A 25,108-nucleotide genomic window follows, 5' to 3' on the forward strand; every position below is an offset into this window, starting at 1 on the left:
GCTTGCGGCTACTGCGTATCCCATTCATATAGCCGTAAAGATAGAGCTTGATCAGCAGGCTTGGATGATAGGCCGGTTGCCCGGCTGTCAGACCTGAGCTGCACTTTTGGATTTTCAAGCTCACTAAATCAAGGGTGGTCACGTATGCATCAATCGCGCGTACCGGATTATTCTCGGATACATACTCATCCACGCGGGGGGGCAGTAACGATGACTGGTAGCGATCCTGACCCACTTTATAGTTCTTGGCAGTCATTTATTCTTTTTATATCAATGGAATAATAAATAATATTATACCATTGAGGAGTCTTGAATACTTTCACAGTCTCGTACGCATCGCGTACCTTTTGGGATGGCCGGAACCGCTGGAAAAGGTACGCGATGCGTACCCTACTGTATTTTTCAGGCAAGCCCGCCTGTCAATACTCAATTTTCACAACAGCCATTGCTTTTAAGTAATGGCTGACTGCTAGTGACAAAAATACCCCATATAAACAACTACCTTATAAAAAGTATATTATTTGACGCAGTTTGTTAAGGCGTGACTCAATAGAAGCAATTATCACCTTGTAATCAAAGGATTACAGGCTAATACCACATTTAAGCCTAAATAAAAGTGACGCATTTCACATATTTATTTTCAAACTACAAACCGGCCAAAATGAAATATTAATCTTTTTATATCAAATACTTGCACGATAAATTAAGTCATATGCCGCATATAACCCGTAAAAACGCGGCATTTCACGCAGTTTTACAGACCACTTGGCATTCAGGAAGAATAATTACTTGGTAATCCATTGCTTACAACTCTGGCACAACCTTTGCTATATCTATTTCGACCATGCGAGTTAATTCGTTCCAGGATGGGCAGAGCCGGGATGGTGAACTAAAGGAATTTCAGGAGTGTGGGGGAAAGGCTACCCCCGGTTGGCGGCAGAGGGTCGAGCTCTGCCGCCAACAACTTTGTTAATGGCAACTTTAACTTAATCATTAACTAGAAAAATAGGGAGTAACCCTTCATGAAGCATTATAACAACATGGCTCGCCAGGCGGGTATGACTTTAATCGAATTAACCGTGGTACTGTTGATTCTGATCGGATTGGCAGGCTTGCTGGTGCCCTATGTCGGCAGCTTTACCCAGACTACCCATGACAGCACCAACTCCAATAACGTAACTCAGCTGAATAATGCGATGGGCCGTTATGTAAATGAGAAAAACAGAATCCCCCCGCATGTAGACACACTAACCAACGGTTTAGCTGACGCAGGTACTGCTGGAGGAACCTGTTCAGCTGCCGTGCAATGGGACATCTATTGCGGTTTGGCGAATCCTGCCATGTTTACACCAGCTGTCTACGGCGCTAACAGTGTTGCAGCACAATCGCTGGTAAAATCCGGAATCAACATGGCGGTAGGCAATGACCCGAATGTCGCAAACAGGACGTTTGGCACCAGCACAGGCATGTATATGCTTGATGATCCAGCTTCTACTGATTTTGATACGACAGCATTTGCAAGTGTTGCGGACGCTGGTTTAGTGACAGATATGATGTCTTCAGGTGTCGAAAAACACTTGGCAAAAGCATTAGGCCGCGACCCGATGGTCTACAATGACACCTGCTATGACTACATCGGGGTTGGTATTGGCGATAACAATGAATTGATTCAATCCACAATGGCAGCCGCACCTGTGTTCTTCCCTCAGGATGCCGAATATGGCCCAGCAAAAGCTTATGGCCACTTCATTGCAATCTTACAGGTACATAAAGATAACACCACCGCTGGTTGCTCTGCTGTGATCGAACCAGCTAAATTTCTGGGCGTTGTAGCTAACGTGCCAGCGTCTGAATCAACTACTCTGGTTGGCGCAAATACCCTGCTGGCTAAAGGCTGGGAAAACAGAGCCGCTAACTAATCCCTAGCCGCTCAGTTCGGGTTGCCATGCTGTCCGGCAACCCAATATTAATTACAAGGCGGATCAGCGATCCAGCGAATCCGCCACCGTTGCAAAAACCATGCAGCGCGGACATGGACCTCTCGTGCCCGCCCTGCATCAGCTTAACAGGATGTCCGCAACAGCAATGGCCATCCTCTCATACAGAAACAACTCCGCTAACCCGGGCTCCAGGCACCCCACCGATGCCCGGCGGTTTCCGCAAGGGATGACGGAAAAATACCAAAGGAGATGTTTCTCACGGATGACGGATGAAGAGGATACGGAGACCTCCTCATCCACCTCATACCCCTGCGTTTTTCCAAAGAATGCAGCGGTATGGGCATTAAGACGCCCGGTTGTCACGGCCGCGCCTCTTTAACGCTATAACGAACCCAGGTTTTATTTGTAGTTTAAAAAACCATGAAAATCCCCTTATTCAAAAAACGCCCGGCTCACAGTCTGCTGTTCATCACCGAGGCCAAAACCTTTCGCGCCGATTTCGACAAGTCAGGCGTGCTGACCGGCGAGATGAGCACGACAGACATCAGCTGTCCGACGACGGCGAAACTGGCCGAGTGCGTCGGACAGATCGCCGCCGGCAAACCACTGGGACGCAAGGTCTGGCTGCTGTACATACGCCTGCCGATCGCCCTGTTGAGCATTCCCTCCATGCAGGTGGAAGGCGTCGACGAGACCACGCTGCTACAGGCTTTGCAATTCGAACTGGAAGGGCTGACCGGCCAGTCCTCGCTGGACATGCAGCTGGCTTATCACCTGCTCAGCAACAGGGACGAGATGAGCACCTACTGGGTGAGCCAGATCAACCAACTGCATTTCGAGGACCTCCACAAAGCCGTGAAAAAAGCCGGCAGCCAGCTGGGCGGCCTGCTGCATCCGGCCGGCATGCCGCAATCGCTGGCCAACCCGGAGCATGAGGACTGGCTGAGACTGGAGTGCTGGTCCAACCAGCTGGTCGCGTTGCGGCGCCATCCCGACAGCGGCCTTGCCATGCAACAATTCTCTTTTGACTATCGCCATTGGCAGACGCAGCTGGAGCAATGGCTGAACGAGCAAGGCGCGGTCCCGCATACCGAAACCCTGCTGAACAATAAAATCGAGTTATTGCCTGAAACCGCTTATAGGGTGCATTTAGGCAATACCGAACGGATACCGGAATGGCTGGCCTTGTGGGCCGGCGCGCTGACCCAAAAATCGCCGCCCCCGGTCCCGATGCTGCGCCATCAATCCAGGCTCAACAAGGACCTGCTGCTAATGGCCTCCGGCGGCTCGGCGGCCGTGCTGATCTGTGTCGTTCATTTAAGCTGGCATCTGTATCAAGCCCGGCAGTTCACCTATGAAGCCGAAGCCCTGAAAAAAGTCGAAACGTCGCTGACGGCCTTGCGCAAATCCACAACCGACGATCGCGACAAACGCGACAAGCTGAAAACAACACTCGACAAGCTCAAAGGCGACTCGGACACCTTGCCGCAGATGATCAACGCGCTGCAGCACCGTCCCTCGCGATTATTGGCCGCCATCGCCTCGGGCCGTCCCGAGAATCTGCTGTTGGAGGAAATCGTCGCCGAAAACGACGACATAAAAATCCGCGGCATCAGTCTGGATGCGGTTTCAACCAACAAACTGGCCGGTTATCTGGAACTGAAACTGGCGGATCTGGGCTGGGAAATCGCGGCCCCGACCAAAAAGAACATGAACCTGTTTGAAGACGGCGGCCCCTGGGAATTTGAAATCGCCCTGCGCGATAAAGGCATTGAAGGATTTCATCATGAACCGCAAAAAAAATAGCGCCAGCCTCCCTTTAATGAAATGACGCCCGAATGACGATGACACCCGAACAACAACGAGAGCAACTGCTTAAACGCATCCTGCCGGCACTGGGCGTGCTGGTGGTTTATTTCGCCATCATCAGCGGCTTTATCACGGACAAGTCAGCAAAAGCCGAGGAACAATATGTACAGATGGTCAGCAAAGGCATCAACCCGGATGCGATACCGGGCATGGAACAGGAGAAAAGCCGGTTAAAGGAAGAAGTTATCAAGCTTGAACAGGAAACCAAGTCCATCCATGCCGCCATGGCGGCCGAGAGTGGTTTTCTGTCGCTCGAAAGTTCGACCAATGACGCCATAGACCGCATTACCGTTATCCTGGCCGACAACCATTTACAGGTACTTGAAGAGACGCCCAATGAGCAGTCAATCGAGAAAAACCTGTCCAAATCATTACAGGACACGCAAAACTGGCTCAAGGAGCTGCTGGCACCGGAAGAGACCCCCGATCCCAAAGCCAAAGCGTCCAAAGCTAAAAAGCCGGCCGCCACTGACGATAAAAACGCCAAAGACCTTGCTTTAAACATTAGAAAAATCCGTTTTGCCGGCACTTATGTGGATACTTACCGGGCACTGGCAACATTGGCCGACAGCAACATTAAAGCGCTGCCGGTGTCCCTGGCGATGAAAGCCTATGACAAGGGGGCCGGCAAACAGGAATGGCTGTTGAAACTGTGGCTGTAAGCGTATTGGGCGCACGCTTTTTATAAACGCCTATGGTCTGTGGGGGCGACTTCAGTCGCCCTGGGCGAATCAATTCGCCCCTACATACTGATCTGAGCGACGACCAACAGCAGGCTCTTTAGGCGAAGTCGCCCCCCCACAAAAAACCTGACGAAATAATAAACAGGCGTGGAAAACACCAGAGCGCTTTCCACGCGATGATAATAACTATAAAAACATGAGACAAAAATCCTCAAGTCCTGAACGGCCCGCTGCCGAGCAAAGAAGCGCCGATCGCCAACCCGTCAGCGGCTGGCGCGCGACCGTGTTCATCGAAGACAGCCTCACGTTCAGCCATGCCGACGTCAAGGACGCCTCCGACAGCGGCGCCGGCCTGGTTATCGCGGGTCAGCCCGGTCTGGTCAGGCATGACCAGGCGATCACGGTCAGCATCGAGGCCCAACACCGGCGCTTTACCCGCAAGGCCAGGGTGTGCCGGGCCCAGGCCGATGGCGATGAACTGCATGTGGCCGTGGAATACATCGACCATGTCGGCCTCAATCCCCAGACCCACCTGCTCGATATCAGCCTGACGCGCATCGACCCGGCCTGCGCGCTGAAGCTGCCCGCCAATATCGCGCTGCGGCAAAAAGCCCTGCCCTTTATCGAGTTCAACGGCGTTATCCATGTCATCTGCCAGGACATTGAAAATCCGACGCTGGCCAACCTGCTGGAACGGCTGCTGAAAATGCCCGTGCAGTTGTGGGCCGGCGACGAGGCTTTGCTGGACATAAAACTCAGGCAGGTCTACGGCGACAACCGCCACCAGGTCCAGGCCTTGCCGAAAGCGGCCGAGATCAGTTCCAACGCCGTCAGTACCGGCGACGAGCTGCTCTATGCCGCCTACATGCGCCAGGCGTCCGATATCCATATTGATCCCGGCTTTAACGGCGCGACCATACGCTTCCGCGTCGATGGCCAGCTGGAGCAGTACAGCCAGATCAACGCCAACATCTACACCGAGCTGGTCAGCCGGCTGAAAGTCATGGCCTATCTGGATATCGCCGAGAAACGCCAGCCCCAGGACGGCCGTTTCTCGCACCAGTTCGTGTCCGGCGGGCGGCGCATCGACGTGCGCGTGGCGACCCTGCCGACCAAGTACGGCGAGCGCGTCACGATGCGTCTGCTGGCCGTGCAGACCGACTCGCTGACCCTGGAGCACCTCGGCTTCGAGCCGGATCACCAGGACAAGATCGAAGGCTTCCTGCGCCGCACCCAGGGCATGATGATCATGACCGGACCGACCGGCAGCGGCAAAACCACGACACTGTACGCGGCCATCCGCATGCTGCTGGAAGAGCGCCACGTCAACATCATCACCATCGAGGACCCGATCGAATACGAAATCGGCGGCGTCGCGCAGGTCGAGGTCGATGCCGCCGACAAGGTCAGCTTCGCCAAGGCCCTGCGCAGCGTGCTGCGCCACGACCCCGACGTGATCATGGTCGGCGAGATCAGGGACAGGGAAACCGCCGACATCGCCATCAAGGCGGCGCTCACGGGCCACATGGTGCTGGGCACGCTGCACACCAACTCGGCCGCAGCGACCGTCACGCGTCTGACCGACATGGGCGTCGAACCGTATCTGGTCGCGGCCGCGCTGCGGCTTGCCGTGGCCCAGCGCCTGCTCAGGCGCCTGTGCCGGTATTGCCGCATCCCCAGGCCGATGACCGAGCTTGAAGCCATGTCGATCGGTCATCCGGAACTGGCCGGCGAGATCATCCACGACCCGTCCGGCTGCATTTACTGCGGCGGCAAGGGCTATTCGGGCCGTATCGGGCTTTACGAACTGCTGGAGCTGCGCGAGGACTGGGCGCGCGCCGTCGCCGAAGGCGAAGGCGAGTCGGATCTGGTGGTCAAAATGCGCGCGTCCGGCATCAAGAGCCTGCTGGACGATGCCGTGGCCAAACTGATCGCCGGCGTCACGTCGGTCTACGAAGTCATCCAGATCGCCTCGTCATGGTAAAGCCGATGACCGAAATCCTGTACTTGTTTAACCATTCGTCTGCCCGCTAATGCCTGTATTCACCTATCTCGCCCGCGACCGCAGCGGCCAGCAACTGACTGACGCCATCGAAAGCGCGACCCGCGAATCGGCGATTCTGGCGTTGCGCGAACAGGGCCTGCTGCCGCTTAAAATCGAAGAGCTGAAAAAAGCCGACACCGCGCTTAAATCCTACAGCCTGAACCCGCTGGCTTACCGCGCCTTCAATGCCTCCGACATTGAGCATGAATTTCACCAGATCGCGGTCATGTTGCGCAGCGGAATCAGCCTGCTCGATGCCTTGAACCTGACCCTTACCCATTGCCGGCCCGGCGCGCGCCCGACCTGGGAAAGACTGGCCAAACGCATCCAGCAAGGCAGCTCGTTCAAGGACGCTTTGGCCGAACACAAAGCCTTCAGCGAATTCACCATCCAGCTGATCCACGTCGGCGAGCAGACCGGCCATCTGGACACGGTCATGGACGAGGCGGCCAAGGAGGTCAAATCCAGCCGCAAACTCAAAAAACAGATTGTCTCGGCCTTGCGCTACCCGGCCTTCACGCTGCTGTTCGCGATCGGCCTGGTGATCTTCATGCTGACCAGCATCATTCCCGAAATCAAGAAACTGCTGCAGATCATGGGCAAACCGATGCCGCCGGTAACGCAGGCCCTGATCGACACCTCCGACTGGATGCTGGCCAATGGTCCGGCCATCGCCGTTTTCGCAGCCGCTTTGGCCGTGACGTTCATAGTCCTTTACAACTGGCCGCCCAGCCGCTGGTGGATAGACAAGTGGGCGCTGAAACTGCCGCTGTTCGGCTATGTCCTGCGCCTGTCCGGCACCGTGCTGTTCTCCCGGGCGATGGGCCTGTTGCTGCGCAGCGGCGTGGTCATGGTCGATGCCCTGGCGACGATGGAAAAACTGCATGTCAACAAATACATGGCCAGCCGCATCGCCTTTGCGCGCGGCCGCGTGCTGCAAGGCTCGTCGCTGGCCGAGCCCCTGGAAACCGAATCCGGCTATATGCCGTTATTACTGCAAATGACGCGTGTCGGCGAAAACTCCGGCATGCTCGACGACATCCTGTTTGAAATGACCGAATACCACGATGAACTGCTGCAACAGGCCATCGCCACGCTGACCGGCATGATCGCGCCGCTCATGACCATTTTCGTCGGCGGCGTCGTCGGCTTTGTTTACGCCGCTTTCCTGGTGGCCATGTTTTCCGCCGCGGGAGGAAGCCCTTCATGAATATGCAATCGCTTAAACGGACGGCGCTATGGCTGTTGTTCTGCCCTTCCCTGTCCGTGGGGCAGGATAACGCCGCGCCCGATCCGGCGGCCGATGTCCTGGCCGACCCGACGGTCATGACCCGGCAATTCGAACAACGGCTGAGAGGCCCGGACCAGGAATCCGGTGCCGGTCGAAAAAAGTCAAAGGAGGAATTTCCGGACCCGACCCGCATGAACGACAACTTCAGGGATGCGTTAAAACACGTCACCCGCCGTTCAGCCGTGGCGGGCGGCGAAACGACCGTTTCCGCCGCCCCGAACCTGCCCGACATCTCCCTGGCCGCCAGCGCCTGCAACATGCATAAGGGCCAGAACCACGCCATGCTGCGCATTAACGGCAAGACCGAGATGGTGAGCGTCAACGACAGGATTACCTATATCGAAAAAAACCAGTTGATAGAAATCCACGTGTTGGAAATACAAAAAAACCATGTGCAGGTAAGGATCTACCCGAGCAACGAGACCATTATTTTACGCTGATGACGCATTGCGGCATGAGAGCGGCCTGATGCCAATCAGCCGTGCCGCAACGCCAGAATTAATTACATATGTCCATTTTTTTTTCAAAATCCCGTTTGACCGCCGCTCTATTGGCTTTATCGCTGCTGCAACCGTCCATGCTCACGGCCGCGCCTGACAATCCCGAACGGGTCATCGAGCAGATCGAGTTCCGCGACATCACCGTCGGCGATGCTTTGCGCATCCTGTCGGAACAATCCGACCTGAACATCATCGCCTCCAAGGAAGCCGCCGAGATACACGTCACCATGTTCCTGCGCCGCGTGACCTCCCTGGAAGTCATCGAGGCCATCGCCAAAACCTACAACCTCTGGTATCAGCGCGACTGGAATTCCAATATCGTGCGCATCTACACGGTCAAGGAATACCGGCTGGAACAGGTCGAATTCAAAAAGGAGGAGACGGAAATCTTCACCATGAAGAACGCCAAGAATGCGCTGGATCTGGCCGAGACGGTTAAAAACCTGTTCTCCGAGCGCGTACAGTTGAGTTACGGAAAAAACGAGCGGGAAATCATGACGGACCTGTCCCAGCGCTTTCAGCGCTTTAACATGATCGACGGCCGTTCGACCCTGACATCGGCGCGGGGCGGCTCCGGCGGAGGCGGTGGCGGCGGAGGCAGCAATAACTCGACCAGTATCAGTGCCGGCAGCGGCGGCATGCTTGGCAACCAGATGGGCGTTTCCGTCGAAGGACAGGAACACAGCAACCGGCAAATTGAAATGGACGAACAGCTGCGGGTCGGCACCGAGATTTTGCGCAAAATCGCCGAAGCCAAAGACAGCATGCAGGGCTTGATGACCGGCGATGCCGCCCAGAGCAGCGGACTGCTGGATCAGACCATCCGCCACCAGGCGCCCATTTATGTCGGCGTCATCAAGCACCAGAACCGGGTGCTGGTCCGTACGCGCGACCAGGATGCGATGGATGAAATCCGCCAGCTGTACAAGAAGCTGGACACCGACAGTTCCATGCTGCTGATGGAAGTCAAAGTCCTGTCCATCGATCTGTCGGACGGCTATAACTCGCTGTTCGATTTCAAGCTCAAAACCAATAACGCCAATCTGTCCACGCTGGACGCCGTCAACAGCATCGGCGCCCAGGAAATTTTCGACACCGGCCTGCGGGCCGCGTCGGCGGCTTTCGATCCGTCCCTGCTGGCGACCGTGGTCAGCAACAATTTCGAGGCGCGCCTGCAATTGCTGGAACGGGAAGGCCGGGTCACGGAACTGGCCACGCCCATGCTGATGACCACCAATCAGGAAGTCAGCCGCGTGTTTGTCGGCGAGGAAAGGCCCATCATCAGCGGCTACTCGGCATCGTCCACCGTGGCCGGCGGCGTCGGGCTCGGCACGGGAACCGTCGTGCAACAGCCGATTCTGGTCCCGGAGACCGACCTGCGCGCCATCGGCACCACCCTGCTGCTGACGCCCAACATCAATTCGGACCGGACGGTCGGCATCCAGATCCTGGTCGAGCAATCCACCTTGTCGGCCGGCAAAGGCACGATTCCGGTACAGATCGGCGACAAGCTCCAGGATGCCAATATCGATCTGGTGCAGGAACGCACGTTCAGCGGCACGATCGTCGCCAAGGATTCGACCGCGGTCGCCGTCGGCGGCCTGATCCAGGAAGCGGCCAGCAACAGCGAGAAAAAAGTGCCCATCCTGGGCGACATCCCGGGCCTGGGCTTCTTTTTCCGGGACGACGGCCAGTCGCGCACGCGCCGGGAACTGGTCATCATCATCAAGCCGCATATCATGGAGACGCCGACGGAAGCGGCCGGCGTCAGTCACGAGGTGTTACGGGAAAACAGCATTCATCCGAACGCGCTCGATGCCGGCGCGCTGGACGTCTATTCGAACCCGGACAGGCGTCATAAAGGCTACGTGCTGGAACAGCCGTACAAGCAATACAGCAAGCAGGACAGCTTCGATAAATACCGCGGTCGCGGCGATTCGCGGGAATTCCCGAAAAATCGCCGGGCGGCAGCGGCGCCCTCGCCCGCCCAGCAGATTTACGTGGACCTGACCCGCTACGCGTCGGAAGCCATCCGGCTGCCGCCCGACCAGCGCAGGATCGATCCCAAAATCACGCTGGTCAGGATGACCGACTTCGCACCGGTCGACCTGACCTACGATTCCAGAATCAAGGCGTTGCCGATCGCCGGCTGGCGCCAGGGCGGCATTTATGTCACGGCCGTGGAACTGCACAATGTCTCGAACGATCGGGTGACGGTCGATTACCGCCAACTGAAAGGCCGCTGGCTGGCGTCCACGATCGAAAACGAGACGCTGGAAGGACAAAGCGAGCAAAGCCATGCGACGACCTATCTGTACCTGATTTCCTCCCAGCCGTTCGAGGAAATTGTAGCCCCTGCGACCCGTTGATGCGCCGGACAGACAAGGAAAATCATGGCTAAGAAATACCGCTTGATAAGGCTCGGCCCCTTGCTCGTCTGCTGTCCTCTGGCGGCGCAGGCGACGGGCATCGCCTCGGGCGCCGTGCCGGACATGAAAATGCATGTGTTTGAAACGTCCGACTACGAACCGTTGCCCGACAGGCGCGAGCACGAAATCGGCCGCGACAGGCCCATGCACATGGTCATCTTTGGCCAGCCGCCTTCGGGCGGGCCTGCAACCGCCGAACGCGGCCCGACCGTCAGCCTTGCCGCCGACCGCCCGGCTGTCGCTGAAAATTACCGGGAACCGGAGCGTTACGACGCCGAACCGGAATTCCAGTTTGATTATTATATTGAAGGCGGCTATCGGCAGGATGATCTGGACTGGACCATCGCCGCGCCGTCAGGATCGCCCGATGTCCTGTCCGAGCTGCAATGGCAAGACGTGGAAAGCGCCATGGTCGAGACCGGCATCGACATGACCTATGCCGGCCATTGGCATGCGGAAGGCAAGTTCGCTTACGGCGGGATTGTCGACGGCCGCAATCAGGATTCCGATTACCTGCAGGACAATCGCCAAGCCGAATTCTCGCGCTCCAACAATGTCGCCGACGACGGCGCGACGATCGAAGTGTCAGGCGCGCTCGGCTATCACTTCGACATCGCCGGCAAGCGCTTTGCGCCCCGCCTGCGCCTGACGCCCAAAGTCGGCTACGCCTATCACACCCAGCAGTTCAACATCACCAACGGCTTTCAGACCATACCGGCCTGGGGCCATTTCGGCGGCTTGGACAGCACCTACGAAGCGACCTTTTTCGGCCCCTGGGGCGGCCTGGAAACACAACTGTTCCTGACCGACCGCCTGTCCCTGCAAAGTTCGATCGAATATCACTGGGCGGACTATGAAGGTACCGGCAACTGGAACCTGCGCGACGATTTCCAGCACCCCAAAAGCTTCACGCATGAAGCGGAAGGCGAAGGCATCGTCGCCTCGGCCGGCGGACGCTACCGGATCAATCCGGCCTGGACGGTCAGTCTGTCGGCCGACTATCAGAAATGGAAAGCCAACAACAAAGGCATCGACACGTTCTATGGTGCCGACGGTACGGTCGGAGAGACACGGTTCAACGGCGTGAACTGGGATTCCTTCGGTTTCAATCTGGGCATGGCTTACAGGTTTTGACAGCATCAAGCAACTGACAATCGGATACTTACCGGCTTATGAACACATCATCCCTCCCCCAGACCCGCGGCTTCACACTGCTTGAAATGACGGTCGTGCTGCTGCTGATGACCTTACTGGCCAGCGTCGCCATCCGCGAAACCAACGGCTTGAGTTTTCAGGTCCGCTACGAGCAGACCCGGGAGCGCCTGGAGCGCATCCGAGAAGCCATCCTCGGCAATCCCCGGCAGATCATCAACGGCCAGCAGGCGGTTAGCGGGTTTGTGGCGGATATGGGGCGGTTGCCGAAGAATTTGCATGAGTTGCTGGAGCAACATTTTTGTTCTGATCGAACGTATTCAACTCAAACAACTTGTGAAGCGGCTGACAAATTGTGGAAAACCCAGCCAAGTTGGCAACCTCATGCCGCAAGCGGTCTGTGGTCTGGATGGCGAGGACCATATCTGAATATTTCCGGCAGCGCATTGGCCGAAGATGCTTTTGTTGATGGTTGGGGAAATGAAGCGGCGGCAAAGACTGATCAAAATTATGGCTGGTGGTTTTTTGATTTGTTCGATCTTACAAGCAACGAATTAGACAGAGGCAACATGATTATTCAAAGCTTTGGTAAAAATCAAGAAAAGGACAACTCTATCCCAACAACAGTGGATTATGAGGACGATTATCCTTCCAATCATAACTTAAGTGGAACCGTTTATTATCCAAATCCTGTTGTGCATCAACAGGATTGGCGAGCAAATATTTCCGGAGGAATTAATGTCAATTTCATAAAGTCAACTGAAAAATTGCCACCCATTTCGCTTTGTTCAGACCCTACAAAATCAACTAAATCAGCCTGCGAACTAGTGGGTGGAATCTGGCATGGAGGTTGTGATCAAGCAGGTTATTACAATAAAGATAGTTGCACAGGTGCGCCGTCATCTGGAAATTGGTTTTCTTGTTCAGATGGAACCAACATGCCCAGGTCGACTTGTGAACTAGCAGGTAATATATGGTATGGCGAAGGTTTTGGTTGTTCTGATCAATCCAAGTCTAACAAAGCATTGTGTACAGGTACTTGGCGCAGTTGCACCGATGACGGAACAATAACAACTGAAAACGAATGTTTAAGCGCTGATCAAATATGGTATGGAAACAATATTTTTTCTATTAATACCTCATCCGATTTACGAATTTGTATGAAAATTTTTTACAGAAAATCAGATTCTTCTATCGGAGTACTGATTAGTGATGAAGATATAACTAATGACGCCACAACTGTGAATTATGATTCCAAATCAATTATTGCAGATGGCAGTTTTCAAACAATCAGATTTGCAAACCTTAGAGACTCAAGCAGCAATAGCTTAGTTAAAGAGATACCGATTGGAACCAACGCTATAGGTATATATAAACATGATGGAACAATCTGCACCGATACACATTACCCCGCCGACCGCCAAAACCCAATCCAGGTAGATTTCCACCCGCGCGCTGGTTTGCCGGTCATCAATTGGTAAAAATGTCAGAATTGGTCTTTATTTATACATTTTAGTGCGAATGAATTCGCACCTACATGGTATGGGACGCACATGCCGTAAGGCATGTGTGCTGTAGGGTCGAATTCATTCGACCCGAAACCCAACCGATTCGAACAAGGAGGAACGCTATGGTCTATGACGATTTGCGTAAAGGCCGGGTCAGCATCCCGGGCCAGATTTATTTCATCACCACGGTAACGGCCAACCGGGAGTCGTTGTTCAGGTGTCTGTACACGGGCCGTCTGGTAATCGATGAAATGCGCCGCAGCGAAATTGAAGGCCGTCTGACCACATTGGCCTGGGTATTGATGCCAGATCATCTGCATTGGCTGGTAGCGTTAGGGAGCGACGCCGGATTATCGGCATCGGTCAAAATTTTCAAGGCATCGTCAGCGCGCCGCGTCAATGATCGCTTGCAGCGATGCGGATCACTCTGGCAAAGGGCTTATTACGATCATGCCCTGCGCGACGACGAGGATATTAAAAAAGTCGCGCGTTATATCGTGGCCAATCCCCTGCGCACGGGTTTGGTCGAACACATCGGCGACTATGCCTTGTGAGATGCGGTATGGTTGTAGGGTCGAATTCATTCGACCCCAGACAGCGCTGGACGTCGGCATTGATATATACCCATAGGGCACAAGTGAATTCGCACCTACCATGTCGCCGGCCGAAACACTCTGTCACAGGACATTTGGCGCGATACATAACTGTTCGGCGAGAATCGATCTACATCAACAAATAAGTGCGAATGAATTCGCACCTACGTGGATTATCCGTGCCTCCGGCCTATTCTGTAGGGTCGAATTAATTCGACCCGAAACATAACGACAACATGAAGAGCAATATGATGAAACGGTTTCACAAAACGATGCAATCAGGCATGACACTGATGGAAATAACGGTGGTGTTGCTGATACTGATCGCACTGGCCGGAATGGTTGTGCCTTATGTCAATATCACAAGCGGCTCGGCTACGTGCCAGGCAACCGATGCGACTCTGCAGGCTGTCAAGCAGGCGATCATGGGCGGCAAGGCGGGACCTGGGTATTATGCTGACACACTGGGAAATTATCCTGCGGATCGGGGCGATATTGACTATAACTTGAAATATTTATTTATCGCTGGCGATAAAGACGAAGATGATTCAATCCCGGATTGGCCCGCCTACAATCCCAAAACCGGCATAGGCTGGCACGGTCCGTATTTATCAACGGGCGGCCTCGTTAACGAAATTCTCCTCCATAATAGTTTCGGAACAGTATTTGATTCCAGCTCTCCCGAAGCAATTGCTATCCCTGCTCATGTACATGTCAATATAACGACTGATACCGGTTCGCAGGTTTTTGATGCCTGGCATCGGCCGATTGTATTGCAAATACCTTATTATGATGCTGATGGCGAGGGGTCCGATGATATCGCCAGGTATCACCCGGAAAATGCTCGACTGATCTCCGCTGGCCCCGGCAGCGGTCTCAGATCTTACGAGGCGGCAATTGATACAACCATCCAATCCAAAGACGCCTCCGATCGCGACGATGACCGCGTTTTATTTCTGAACGGCCCCGACCTTGGCAGGAACAAGCCTTGTGATGAGTGATAAACGCCAAGCTAGCCCCAGTGCGAGAATACTGCGATAAACAAATCACTCAACGGTCGGAGGAGTATTAATCTTCCCCAATCCCCGCCTCATTACCATAATAATCCAGCCCGGCAATCAGCCTCATCCTGACCTGATTGTCCGGCATGCCCAACCGTTTGAACGCGTCGTTCATAGCCATGTGTTTTATGGCGTCGGCGGAGCCGTATCTGAAGCCGAACAGCTTGTTCTGCTTGCCGGCGGGAAAACGGCTCATAATCTCCGCGATTCTTGCATCGATGAGCCCGCGGGCTTTCTTCAGCTCCGCGGCCACATCGGGTTTCAAGTCTTTTGGAATATCATGATCAGTATGGGCCGGTTCAACGGGCGGCGGGCTCGTTTGGCCCGTCTGGGCCTTGCGGCGTATCTCAGCCAGTTTTTTGCTGCCGCCCGGCCGCAAGACCAGGCCCATTTCCTGGATCGCGGCTGTCGGCCGATTTGATTCGGGGGGGTTCTGTTTTTTATCCATCCTGTAACCAGTCGATTAATTTTTCCTGTGCATTATAAACCACTACGGGAAGGCAGAATGGCGTCTGGAACAGCAATCGAAGGCACGAGGAAAAAATTCTCTTAGGATTTGGCCGTGGTTTGCGGGTGTAATTAACCGTTATGTAGGGCGAATTTATTTATGCCCTTTGGGTACTTGTGCACTTTAGGTATTCGCCCCGGGCGACTTCCAACAGTAGGCGCTCTAGGCGAAATCGCCCCCACAAAGGTATTATTTATTTATCAAGATTCAGGGAAGTTATTAATTGCCGCATCCTTAATTCAAGCCCCAAAAGGTACGCACTGCATACCCTACGGCTGTCAGGTGCAGGCCCATGAGCCGGCGGAGCATATTGCCCCATACGAAACGTTTGACTCTGGTCAAGAGCAGCCACTTATCTCAGACATCATGGAAACGTTAGGCCGGGGTTGCAAACCCCGGCCCGCTTGTTCACGGGCGGGACAGGGCCACCTGGCTTATGATGCCTTCCCCGATGTCTCCTGGGCGACTTCCGGCGTCAGGGCGTTCGCGCCGCCGCCCAGCGCCTTGTAAAAGGCGATCAGGTTCGTGGACGCCTCCGCCTCGGAGCGGGCCAGCTCGATTTCGGCGGCATACAGGGCACGCTGGGCGTCCAGCACGTCCAGGAAGGTGATGACGCCTTCCTTGTAGCGCAGCTGGGACAATCTGACCGATTCGCGCTGGTCTTCCACGGCGTGGGCCAGGGTTTGCCGCCGCACTTCTTCCTTCAGGTAGCGGGTCAGGGAGGTTTCGGTCTCGCGCAGCGCTTCCAGCACCGCCTTTTCATAGGTCAGATAAGCTTCCTTTTGCTGCGCCTCGGTCAGATCGATGCCGGCCTGGATGCGGCCGAAATTGAGCAGCGGCTGCAGCAGGTTGGCGGCCGTGCTGTAGGAAAAGGCCGCCGACTTGAACAGGCTTTCGATGTCGGTGTTGCGCAGCCCCAGAAAGGCCGACAGCGAGATTTTCGGAAACAGTTCGGCGATCGCGGCGCCCTGCATGGCGGTCGCGGCCGCGAGCCGGCGTTCGGCGACGTGGATGTCGGGCCGCCAGCGTATGGTCTCGGCCGGCGAAGTCAGCAATTGCTGCGCCAGCGCCATGGGCAGCGCGGCCGTCGCCTGCAACTCGCCGTCCAGTGCGCCGGGCTGCCGGCCGATCAGTACCTCCAGCTGTCTGAGCGTGACGGTGACTCCGGCTTCCAGAGCCGGAACCTGCGCTTCGGTGTTCTTGGCCTGCGCCCTTGCCCGCACCACGTCGTGCCGGGTGCCGACGCCCTCGTTGAACAGCCGTTCGGTCAGCCTCAGGGTGTAGCGCTGCGCTTCCAGGTTCGAGCGCGTGATCCGCAGCTGGTTCTGCAGATTGCGGTATTCCACGTAAGCGCGCGCCAGTTCCGCCGTCAGCGTCACCAGCGCCTGGGCGTGCTCTTCCTTCGCCGCATCCAGATCGGCGCTGGCTGACTCCAGCCGGCGCTGCAGGCGGCCGAACAGGTCGAGTTCCCAGATGGCGTCGAAACCGAGCTCGAACAGGTTGAAACGGACGCCTTTCGCATAAATGGGCGAAAGGTTCTGGTGGCGCTGGCCGCCTGCCTTGATATCGATCTGTGGAAACAGCTCGGCCCGGACCGAACGGCGATCGGCGCGCGCCTGATCGATGCGCGTCAGGGCTATCTTGAGGTCCAGATTGTCGGTCAGCGCCAGTTCCATCAGGCGATTCAGTTCCGGATCGCCGAAATTCTTCCACCAGTTCCTCAGTTCCTCCGGCGTCACGGGTTGCCGGTCCGGGCCGGCGTCCTTTTCAGCCAGCCAGTTGCCCGGGAGCGCCAGCAAGGGTTCCCGGTAATCGGGCCCCATGGTGCATCCGGCCAGACTACACAGCAGCAACAGATAGCCTGCCTTAGGCGCCATAGTAGTGTCCTTCCGGCAGTTCCGCACCGGAGCGGTGGACGGGCTTCAGGTCTTTCAGCCATTGCGAGCAATAAGGCTCGGCCACGACGGAATAATGGCCGCCGCCGGCATGCACGACCCTGACCTCGTCGTAGTACTCGTCCCAGCAGTCCGGCGCCAGCCAGCCCCTGCTCTCCTCAGCGATGACCAGCGCCGCCCGGTGCGGCAGTCTGCCGTGCGGATAGCGGTAATCGACGGCCAGCGACGTCTCGACCACCTGCCACAAATCCAGGAAATAACCGGGGTCGATGCCCATCGCCGCCTGCAGCTGTTCCGCCAAGCCGGTCTTCCAGGCCGGATAGGGATTGTCTTCCAGAATGCCGGCGATGGCCGCTTCCTGCCCGGCCGGATCGATGCCGGCGTTTTCGAGGATCATGGTGCAGAAGGCGATGACCGAGCGCTTGTCCATCCGCTTCGGCCAGTTGGCGACGCCGCTGTCTATCAGCACCATGTCCTCGACCTCGATCCCGCTGTCCTGCAGTTGCTTGAGCATTTCATAGAGCACGGTGCCGCCGTAGCTATGGGCGTAGAGCCGGATCGCGCCGCGCGCCTTGATGCCCCGGATCTGCTCGATGTTGTGGGCGGCCATGTCCTCGACCGATGCGGCCGGGGCGCTGCCGGCGTAGCCTTTCATCTGCAGGCCGTACACCGGACCGCCGTCGCCGATTCGGGCCGCCAGCTGGTGGTAGCCGTCGCTCAGCCCCGGCATGCCCGGAATGATGAAGGTCGGAACGCTGTCGCGCAGTCTGGCGACATAGGGCGAGCCGGCCGGCTTTTCGCCGGCGTCGCCGATGCGCTCGGCCAGTTCCCGCACGGTCGGGCACTGGATGATGTCGGCGATGCCGATCTGCGCGGACGGCAGCTGCTGGTTGATTTTGTTCGCCAGCTGTATCGACAGCAGGGAATGGCCGCCGAGTTCGAAAAAGTTGTCGTTGAGCCCGACGCGCGCAAGGCCCAGCACGTCTTCCCAGATGCCGGCCAGTTGCCGTTCGACCGGGGTTTGCGGCGCGACATAATGCTCGCCGGCGTCGAATTCCACCGGCGTCTGCTCCAGGCGCTTGCGGTCGATCTTGCCATTGGATGTCAGCGGCAGACTGTCCAGGCGGACGAAGGCGGCCGGCACCATGTAATCGGGCAGACGGCGGCGCAATTGCTCGCGCAGTCCGTCGGCGTCGATACCCTCGGCATCGGCCGTGTAATAGGCCGCCAGGCGCTCGCCGCCGTGAGACTTTGCCACTATCGCGGCGGCGCCGGTCACGCCCGGCAGCGCGGTCAGCGCATTTTCGATCTCGCCCAGCTCGACCCGGAAGCCGCGGATTTTGACCTGATGATCGGTTCTGCCGACATAGGCGAGCGTGCCGTCCGGCAGCCAGCGTGCCAGGTCGCCGGTTTTGTACAGCTTGCCGGGCGCATAAGGGTTGTCGATAAATTTCTCGGCAGTCAGCTCCGGATTGTTCAGATAACCCAGCGCCAGCCCTTCCCCGGCGATATGCAGCTCGCCCGCGATGCCTATCGGCAGCAGTTCGAGGTATTGGCCCAGCACATACAGGCGGGTGTTGGCGATCGGCTTGCCGATGGTCAGGCGCTGCCCGGCATCGAGCTCGGCGATCGCGGCATTGACGGTGTATTCGGTCGGGCCGTAGGCGTTGAAGATTCTGACGCCGCGGTCCTGCACGGCTTGCAGCGTGGTCTCCGGCAGGGCCTCGCCGCCGAAGGAAATCAGGCGCAGCTGGCCGAACAGGCGCGCTTGCCGCTCCGGCTCCAGCGCGGCGATCACGCTGTGGAACTGCGGCGGGAGATTGAGTATCGTGACGCCGTTGTCGACGACGACCCGGTAGAAATTGTCCACTTCGATATCGGCGTCCTGGCGGATCACGATGCCGGCGCCGGCCAGCAGGTAGGGGAAGATTTCCTCCACCGACATGTCGAAGCTCAACGAGGCGAACTGCAGGATCCTGTCCTGTTCGGTAATGCCGTATTTCACCGTCATCGCCTGGCACAGATTCACCAGCGACCGGTGGGCGATGGCCACGCCTTTCGGGTTGCCGGTGCTGCCGGAGGTGTAGATCACATAGGCCGGATGCTGCGGGCCGGCCTCGCGGCGCAGTCCGGCGTTATGGGGCACCTCGTCAGTCCAGGCCGGATCGTCCACGGCCAGCGTCCGGCAGTCGGCCGACAGGCTGGACAGGCGCGCCTGCAAATGGGACTGGGTCAGCAGCAGGCTGACGCCGCCGTCGCTGAGCATGTAGCGGATTCTGTCCTCGCCGTTGTGCGGATCGATGGGCAGATAAGCGGCGCCGGAAGCCAGCACGCCCAGCACCGCGACGATCATGTCCGCCGATCGGTCCATGCACACCGCGACCAATTGATCCGGCCCCAGTCCCTGGGCTTGTAGATAAATCGCCAGGCGCCGGCTGCGCTCCAACAGGGCGCCGTAGGACATGGGCCGGCCGGCGAAAATCAGCGCCGTGCTGTCCGGCGTCCGCGCCGCCCGGGCTTCGAACAGCTCATGAGCGCAGTGCTGGCTCGGGAATTCGCTGGCGGTGTCGTTGAAACCGTCCAGCAACAGGCTCACCTCCTGCGCCGGCAGGCAGTCGTATTCGTCGATGCGTTTGCCGGGATCTTCCAGGATATCGCCCAGCAGCATTTCCAGATAGCCGAGATGGCGGCGGATCGTGTCGGCCTCGAACAGATTGCGCTGGTATTTCAGGTGCAGCTCCACCTTGTCGCGGAAGTCGTAGACTTCCAGCATGTAGCTGTCCATGGTTTCCTGATACACGTCGTAGCACAGCTCGGCGCCGCCCAGCCGCTCATCGGCGCCGAGTACGCCGTCGAAGATGTTCTGGTAGGTGAACGATACCGAAAACGGCACTTCGCTCGGGTTGAGCAGCGTCAGTTTCAGCTCGCGCATCAATCGGATGAACGGGAAATGGGCGTGGTCGAGCGCTTCGGCGAGATTGGCGCCGATCTGTTTGACCAGTTGTAGAAAGGTCTCGTCCGGGCGGAGCTGGTTCCTGACGATCATCAGGTTGATGTAGCAGCCGACCGTGTTTTCATGGCGCTGCAAGGGCCTGCCGGCCACCGGCATGTTCACGGCGATATCGTCTTCCGCGCTCAGCCGGTGGATCAGGATATTGAACACGCCCAGCAACAGCGACGACAGGTTCTGGTTCAGCATGGAACCGAGATATTTCAGCGCCGACAGCGTGGCGCTGTTCAGGGTCAGCGTTTCGCAGCCCATGCCCAGGTCTGGCAGGCCGGGCTGCGGCAGGGTATCGTAAGGCAGGGCGATGGTCGCCGGTACGCCGTCCAGATAGTTCTTCCACCAGGCCAGATCGTCTTCGGCGCGCGCGCAGTTCAGGTAGGCGCGCTCCCAGGCGATGAAGTCGAAAAAGGCCGTGTCGGGCGCTTGCGCGGCCGGCTGGCCGCCGCCGGCCAGAACCTGGTATTTGTCCCAGAACTCGTTGGCGAGCAGCATGCCGGAAAAGCCGTCGATGACGATGTGATGGATGACGAAGAACACGTAGAATCGCCGGTCCGCCGGGCATTCCACGGTATACAGCCGCAGCGGCGGATCGGTTTTCAGATTGAACGGCCGCTGCAGCAACCGGCGCAGAAACGGCGCCGTCGGTTCGCTTTCCGGCAGGGTAAGATGCTCGATCGCCAGGTTGTCGGCGGCGCTGCCTGCCATCTGAGCGATATCTTCGCCCGCCGCGTCCTTTGTATAGCGGCAGCGCAGCAGCGGCCGCTCTTCCAGCACCGCGAGCAGCGCCTGTCGCAGACAATCGCGGTCCGCCGGGGCCTGGAGCCGGAAAATCAGCGGCACGTTGAAGCCGGTGGAGTCGGGAAAAGTTTCCTGGATATACCACAGGCCTTTCTGGGTTTCCGACAAGGGCTGCGGCGCCGCCAACGCGCTCGCCGCCGTTTGCGCCGGTTCGGGCACGACCTTGTCCGCGCTGCGTGCTTGCTGCGCCAGCAGGGCGAAAAATTCGCCGAAGTTTTTGGCGCCCATCGCCTGGGCGACCTTGATGTTCAGGCCCAGCCGCTCGTTCAGGCGCTTGATGAACTGCACCACCTGGATCGAATCGAAGCCGTAATGCACAGGCGACAGCGAACGGTCGATGGCCGACAGTTCCTTACCGAACACCTCGGCGGTCACGCTCGCCAGCGCCGCCTCGGCATCGTCGGTCAAAGCGGCTTGCGTTGCCTGAGCGGTTGCCGCCTGGCCCGACGGCTGGCTGAAAACCGCGCCGGCATCGGCTGCCGCCTGTCCGCAATACTCTTCCAGCACGATGTGCGCGTTGACGCCGCCGATCGCGTAACTGTTGAGCGCCGCCCGGCGCGGGCCGGCGCCGTTTTGCCAGGCGGTGGCCTGGTTTTGCAGGATCAGGGCATGATCGGCCGGCAGTTCGCGATTGAGTTCGCCGAGCCCCGCTATGCCCGGTATGGCCCGGTGCTCCAGGGCTTTGACGGCCTTGATCAGCGACGCCATGCCCGAGGCGACCTCCGGATGGCCGATACTGGGCTTGATACTGCTGACGAACCAGTTTTTGCCGGCATCCGCGCTCAGCTGCCGGTAAGCGTCGCTGATGGCGGTCAATTCCAGGGCGTCGGCCAGCGTGTTGCCGATGCCGTGGGCTTCCACGTAATCGATGGTATCGGTGCTGACGCCGGCCTGGGCGAGGCTGGCGGCGATGGCGTGCCTCAACCCCTGCACGTTGGGCGCTTCCAGCGAATAACCGCGGCCGCCGTGATGCACGGCGCTGCCCTTGACGAGCGCCAGAATCCGGTTGCCGTCCGCCAGGGCCTGCGCCAACGGCTTGATGATGATGACGCCCGCGCCTTCGCTGCGCACGAAGCCGTCGGCGTCCTCGCCGAAGCTGCGCGTCCGGTTGCGGCTGCTCAGCAGCTGGTCGTAAAGGCCATGCATGGCCATGGACGCGAATTCGTCGCCATCGATGAGGTTGACGGCGCCGACCACGGCCTGTTCGCATTCGCCGGCGCGGATGCTCTGCACGGCGCGGTGCAGCGCGACGTGGACACTGGTGCAGAAGGTATTGATGACTTCGCTCGGGCCTTTCAGGTCGAACTGAAAGGACAGCTCGTTGGCGATGGGCACCCGGTACGGCTGGCCGCCGTTATCGCAGCAGCCCAGGCGGTCGACGAACGATTGGGCGGCGATGAAAACGCCGGTCATGGGCTCCGAGAGCATCGGCCCGGCAATTTCGTAGTCGTTCTGTGCCTGTGCAAGAAGACCGTTCAGCAGTTGCAGCTGGCGATCGGCAAGGTCGGGGGTATCGCCCTGACCGCTTTCGCCGAGACGGCCGTAGCCGAACGCCACGGCCGGCGCGCACGGGTCCGGCTGCAGGCAGTCGCCGGCCAGAGCTTTTTCCCAGAGCGATTCCGCGTCATCGACGCCGGGAAACAGGCCGGCCAGACCGATGATTGCGATCGGCTGCGCAGAGGCGGATAGCGCGCCGTCCTCGCGCGGCGGCGTGACGGCGGCGGCATCCGGCGTTTCTTCGGGCGGCGCCGGGTTGAGCGGCAATACCTCGTCGATCAGGTAATCGACCAGCAGATCCATCCGGGGATGGTCGAACAATAAAGTCGTGCGCAGCGAGCAGGCCAGATTCGTTTCCAGTGTGGACTTGAATCCGACCGCTTGCAGGGAATCGGTGCCCAGGTCGATAAAGTTCTGATCGGGCGTTATGTCTTCCGGACTGTCCATGCCGATGAAATTCGCCAGTAATTCGCGAATGTAGGCGTTCAATATCGGCTTCCTTTGGGCCGGCCGGGCTTGTTGTAAGGTGTTGATGATCGTCGAGCTGGCGTACATAACGGTTGCGGGCTTGTGGTAGTGAAAATCTAAAGCGTCGGGGCACGGGAGGCCGGGCGCCGGAGCGCGAGCGGACAGCTTTCGGGAGGCTCGGCACGAACGCGGGCCGCCAGGCAAAACCGTCGCCCGTTTTCCACGCCGGACACCAAACGGTATTCCGGATTTCGCGGAAAAAGGGCGAGGTTTCGGTCTTTATGGCGCCAATACCGCGAGCGTCACTTCTCCTTTGCTTTTGCCTTTGGCGTCATCGTGAAAATTGCAATAGGTCTTGATGAAGGTGCATGTCGAGGTCTTCTTGATACTCTTGATGCCGTAAGTGCCGTAAAAATGCTTGGCGTTCAGCTGGCTTTGATAGCTCGAGGCGAGCTTTGCAATCAAGACGTTCGGAAGCTGTTTCTCGAAAAACGTGTCCATGTCGTAATCTTCCGATAACTCCGGTATCAAGGCGTGTTTGATGCAATGCGCCAAATGCACGTAACAAATCTGGTTGAAGCAGATGTTGTATTCCACGGCATTGAAGTGCCCGGTGTCGTCGATATAGCAGGACTCAGGTATCGAGAATTCGCCGTTCATGATCAGGCTTTGCGGATCAAGATCTTCCGACTGCTGGAACCAGGCCTGTTTCAGATAACGGCTGTGGCTGAAATAAGGTTTCAGCACCTCGTTCATAAAACCATTGTCGATATCGGAAACGATGACGTTCTCCAGCGGGTCAACCATCCTTAGCAGACTCATTATTCAATCCCCACATAAAACGGTAAATCGTCGTAAATGCCGATGCGGTACATTCTGCTGTATTCGCCCGGCTTGGCCTTGGAGCCTTTATGAATCAATGTCCGGTTTTCCCAGATAATCATGTCGCCTTCCTCCCAGGTATGCGTGTGAATGAATTTAGGCTGCTCGACGAATTCGAACAGGGCCTTCATCACCCGCTGATTTTCCTCATAGGACAGGCCGACCAGTCCGCTGGTGAAACCGCTGCTGATATAAAGGATTTTTTCACCGGTCACCGGATGCTCAATGACGGCGGGATGGGCTTGTGGCGGACATTCGGCTTTGAAGTTCTCGATGAGTTCCTCAATCGAACGGTCGATGTCGCACGGTTGTACTTTATAGCGCGGCCAGGCTTCCTGCATGGCCATCCGGCCGTCCACATAACGTCTCAGATCGTCTGGGAGTTCGCGGTAGACGCGGGTCATGTCGATGTAGGAGGTGTCCCTGGCCGATTTGGGGAAGAAGATAGGACGTACCGAGGTAAAGGACAAAGGATGTTTCTCGAAAGAGCAATCGGTATGCCAGTAGCGGCCTGTACCGGAAACACCGAATTTTTTGCCGTCTTCGTTGAGGTTGTTGGAAACGAAAATTTCAGGGTGGTCAGGGTGGTGATAATTCGGTTGAAAATAAACCTGAGGCCGGCCTACCGCTCTGGTGAAGTCGACTTGTTGCTGTTCGGTCATGTCAAGACGCTGGCCGCGCATGACGACCAGTTTATTCCGGTAGAGTAATTGCCTGAGCATCTCCGCTTCGGGGCAACCCGGGGTGAAGGTCGTTACGTCCCAACCGTGCACCTCGGCACCGATTTTTCCGGGTGCTGCCTCGATGATGGATACTTGATCTTCTGATACCACTGCATTCATGATTTATTATTCCTTTGCTCTAGATTGTGAATTGACTAAGGATTCGGCTAAAAATGACTTCCTGAAATTAGCTCGCGAACGATACCCTAAAGGGCACAAGTGCGCCTCCTGGCGTCGGCACATCCTATGTTTAAACGGGAA

At 57.4% G+C, this 25,108-nt stretch carries 17 protein-coding genes; 11 read left to right on the forward strand and 6 right to left on the reverse strand.

The window, feature by feature from the left end; genetic code table 11:
* On the reverse strand, positions 1-256 hold a 256-nt coding region (locus METMA_RS23855), incomplete at its 3' end, for a transposase (protein WP_040590364.1).
* Positions 257-1,022: 766 nt separating this feature from the next.
* Here METMA_RS23855 and METMA_RS0103690 point away from each other — a divergent pair.
* From METMA_RS0103690 to METMA_RS0103750, 11 genes are all read left to right on the forward strand, one after another.
* Positions 1,023-1,919, forward strand: coding sequence for a type II secretion system protein (locus METMA_RS0103690; RefSeq protein ID WP_020157721.1), 897 nt, complete (start codon positions 1,023-1,025; stop codon positions 1,917-1,919).
* A gap of 441 nt (positions 1,920-2,360) precedes the next feature.
* On the forward strand, positions 2,361-3,746 hold the full coding sequence (locus METMA_RS0103705) for a hypothetical protein (protein WP_020157724.1): 1,386 nt from the start codon (positions 2,361-2,363) through the stop codon (positions 3,744-3,746).
* A gap of 32 nt (positions 3,747-3,778) precedes the next feature.
* Entirely contained in the window at positions 3,779-4,471 is a 693-nt protein-coding gene (locus METMA_RS0103710; RefSeq protein WP_020157725.1) for a hypothetical protein, read from the forward strand.
* A 217-nt stretch (positions 4,472-4,688) separates the two neighbouring features.
* On the forward strand, positions 4,689-6,476 hold the full coding sequence (locus tag METMA_RS25670; RefSeq protein WP_020157726.1) for an ATPase, T2SS/T4P/T4SS family: 1,788 nt from the start codon (positions 4,689-4,691) through the stop codon (positions 6,474-6,476).
* A 49-nt stretch (positions 6,477-6,525) separates the two neighbouring features.
* Positions 6,526-7,746 carry a type II secretion system F family protein gene (locus METMA_RS0103720; protein WP_020157727.1) on the forward strand — a complete coding sequence of 407 codons (1,221 nt, stop codon included), beginning with the start codon at positions 6,526-6,528 and terminating at the stop codon, positions 7,744-7,746.
* Positions 7,743-8,267, forward strand: coding sequence for a hypothetical protein (locus METMA_RS0103725; RefSeq protein WP_020157728.1), 525 nt, complete (start codon positions 7,743-7,745; stop codon positions 8,265-8,267). The genes METMA_RS0103720 and METMA_RS0103725 overlap by 4 nt, the downstream gene beginning before the upstream one ends.
* 68 nt (positions 8,268-8,335) lie before the next feature.
* Positions 8,336-10,696: a DUF3438 family protein gene (locus METMA_RS0103730; RefSeq protein WP_020157729.1), complete on the forward strand. Its 2,361-nt coding sequence runs from the start codon at positions 8,336-8,338 to the stop codon at positions 10,694-10,696.
* Positions 10,697-10,720: 24 nt separating this feature from the next.
* The gene (locus METMA_RS23865) at positions 10,721-11,890 is read left to right on the forward strand and encodes a hypothetical protein (RefSeq protein WP_020157730.1); all 1,170 of its coding nucleotides are present in this window, start codon (positions 10,721-10,723) and stop codon (positions 11,888-11,890) included.
* A gap of 38 nt (positions 11,891-11,928) precedes the next feature.
* Positions 11,929-13,389: a prepilin-type N-terminal cleavage/methylation domain-containing protein gene (locus METMA_RS26230; RefSeq protein WP_036297355.1), complete on the forward strand. Its 1,461-nt coding sequence runs from the start codon at positions 11,929-11,931 to the stop codon at positions 13,387-13,389.
* Positions 13,390-13,538: 149 nt separating this feature from the next.
* Entirely contained in the window at positions 13,539-13,970 is a 432-nt protein-coding gene (locus METMA_RS0103745; protein WP_020157732.1) for an REP-associated tyrosine transposase, read from the forward strand.
* Between the two features lie 287 nt (positions 13,971-14,257).
* Entirely contained in the window at positions 14,258-15,010 is a 753-nt protein-coding gene (locus METMA_RS0103750; protein WP_036297354.1) for a type II secretion system protein, read from the forward strand.
* A gap of 67 nt (positions 15,011-15,077) precedes the next feature.
* On the opposite strand, the gene METMA_RS0103755 is transcribed toward METMA_RS0103750, so the two are convergent.
* The 5 genes from METMA_RS0103755 to METMA_RS0103775 form a co-directional block, all read right to left on the reverse strand.
* Positions 15,078-15,518 (reverse strand): hypothetical protein, encoded by a 441-nt coding sequence (locus METMA_RS0103755; protein ID WP_020157734.1) that lies wholly within the window; start codon positions 15,516-15,518, stop codon positions 15,078-15,080.
* A gap of 494 nt (positions 15,519-16,012) precedes the next feature.
* Positions 16,013-17,455: an efflux transporter outer membrane subunit gene (locus METMA_RS0103760; protein WP_020157735.1), complete on the reverse strand. Its 1,443-nt coding sequence runs from the start codon at positions 17,453-17,455 to the stop codon at positions 16,013-16,015.
* Complete coding sequence (locus METMA_RS0103765) at positions 17,445-23,264, reverse strand: non-ribosomal peptide synthetase (protein WP_198014455.1); 5,820 nt, start codon at positions 23,262-23,264, stop codon at positions 17,445-17,447. Before METMA_RS0103765 ends, METMA_RS0103760 begins: the two co-directional genes overlap by 11 nt.
* Before the next feature lie 258 nt (positions 23,265-23,522).
* Positions 23,523-24,065, reverse strand: coding sequence for an FcoT family thioesterase (locus tag METMA_RS0103770; protein ID WP_027147012.1), 543 nt, complete (start codon positions 24,063-24,065; stop codon positions 23,523-23,525).
* Complete coding sequence (locus tag METMA_RS0103775) at positions 24,065-24,967, reverse strand: TauD/TfdA dioxygenase family protein (protein ID WP_020157738.1); 903 nt, start codon at positions 24,965-24,967, stop codon at positions 24,065-24,067. The genes METMA_RS0103770 and METMA_RS0103775 overlap by 1 nt, the downstream gene beginning before the upstream one ends.
* Between the last annotated feature and the right edge of the window lie 141 nt (positions 24,968-25,108).

This window comes from Methylobacter marinus A45, assembly GCF_000383855.1.
GTDB classification, from domain to species: domain Bacteria; phylum Pseudomonadota; class Gammaproteobacteria; order Methylococcales; family Methylomonadaceae; genus Methylobacter; species Methylobacter marinus.